Consider the following 1,448-nt stretch of genomic DNA (forward strand, 5'->3'; position numbering starts at 1 on the left):
ACCACGCGGCGGATCGGTTGATTGTTTGCTTGCATACGATTGTCCTTAACGGTTCATGCGATTGAGGATCTGGCCGCGCAATGCGCGCGCGCCAGCATCATTCAGCGGCGACAGCACACTGCGGGCATTCGGTGGAATGTGCGCGGCTTCGCTGCCATTGCTCTCGAAAACGTAATGGCGGAATAGTTCCTGCCAGGCGGCGCGCTGGGCCGGCGGCAGGTCGCGCATGGTCATCAGCGCCAGCATCAGGGCATTGGTGGGCGTGTCCATGAAACCGGGCGACTGGCGCCACCAGTAGTTGACCAGGATATTGAAGGGATCAAGCGCCTCCACCTGGTGCCACCACATGCTCGGGATGAAGATCGCGTCGCCCGCTTCCAGCTCGGCCGACTGCGCCTGCGCCAGCGCCTCGGCAAAGCGCGGGTAACGCACCATGTCCGGACGATGGAAATCCACTAGGCTGATGGCCTGTCCCGCCGGCGTAAAGTCAAGCGGACCGATATACAGATTGCGCAGCTGCTCAGGAGGGAACAGCGTGAAGCGCCGCCGCCCCGCCGCTACGCAGGCGATATTGTCAGGCAGGTCGTAGTGGGCAGCGATGCGGGTCTGATTGCCCAGCCAGATACTGACCCAGGGCTGGCGCGCGCCCATCTCCAGGTCGTTCTCGGTGCGCAAGCCCGGCAGGCAGCCATCGACCTCGGTGGAACCAACGTAGATGGCGGGCGGCTGCACATCATTGCGGTGGGCCTCCAGTTCTTCCAGCACGCCGCCAAGCCCCGTGCGCACGGAAGCGAAATTGAAACCGCTCAGGTCTTCGTTGTAGAAGAAGCGGCCGCGGATGTCCGGCGCCCCCAGCATGGCGACTACCTTTTCGCCCTGGTAGAAACGGTGCAGGTAATCGCTGGCGGCGCGCTGCGATGTGCGGGCTGCCTGCACCAGAGGCCACTGTGCGGCCAGGCCACGCAACACCAGCGGCTCGGTGGACGTCAGCAGCTCGTCATCCAGATCTGAAGGGCACAAGCCCGCCAGTTCGCGCATGGGCTTAGGCGTTTGCATTGACAGCACGCTGCTTGCGCTCAATCAGGCCGCGGAAATTGGACAGCGAAGCCATCACCATGTAAATCGACTGAAGATGTCCGGCGCGGTTCAGGCTTTCCAAAACGTCGCCTGGCAGCTGCAGCAGCTTGTCTTCGTTGATCGTGTGGAAACCGAACAGGCGGTTCTGCGAGCCATCTTCCAGCTCGATATCGGCCACGAAGGATTCCAGCAGATCGTGCTCGCGCAGCACGGCAATGAAGCCAGGCAGATCCTGCAAGCCCTGGTGGATCGCCAGCAGCATCGAATTCACGTGTTCCAGATAGGGCGTGGTGCCGCCATAAGCCAGGAACAGCGCCTCGCCTTCCGTGCGGCTGACGCGCGGGCTGTCCATGTCGATGTGGATGTTGAGC

At 62.5% G+C, this 1,448-nt stretch carries 2 protein-coding genes; both read right to left on the reverse strand.

The features are described 5' to 3' along the window. Nucleotides 1–45: 45 nt before the first annotated feature. Nucleotides 46–1,056 carry a cupin-like domain-containing protein gene (locus AB4Z11_RS31615; protein WP_442030119.1) on the reverse strand — a complete coding sequence of 337 codons (1,011 nt, stop codon included), beginning with the start codon at nucleotides 1,054–1,056 and terminating at the stop codon, nucleotides 46–48. Then, nucleotides 1,043–1,448 (reverse strand): SapC family protein (locus tag AB4Z11_RS31620; protein ID WP_442030121.1); only part of this gene is annotated, 406 nt, incomplete at its 5' end. The genes AB4Z11_RS31620 and AB4Z11_RS31615, both read right to left, overlap by 14 nt.

This window comes from Pseudoduganella sp. RAF53_2 (assembly GCF_052113985.1).
GTDB lineage: Bacteria > Pseudomonadota > Gammaproteobacteria > Burkholderiales > Burkholderiaceae_D > Rugamonas.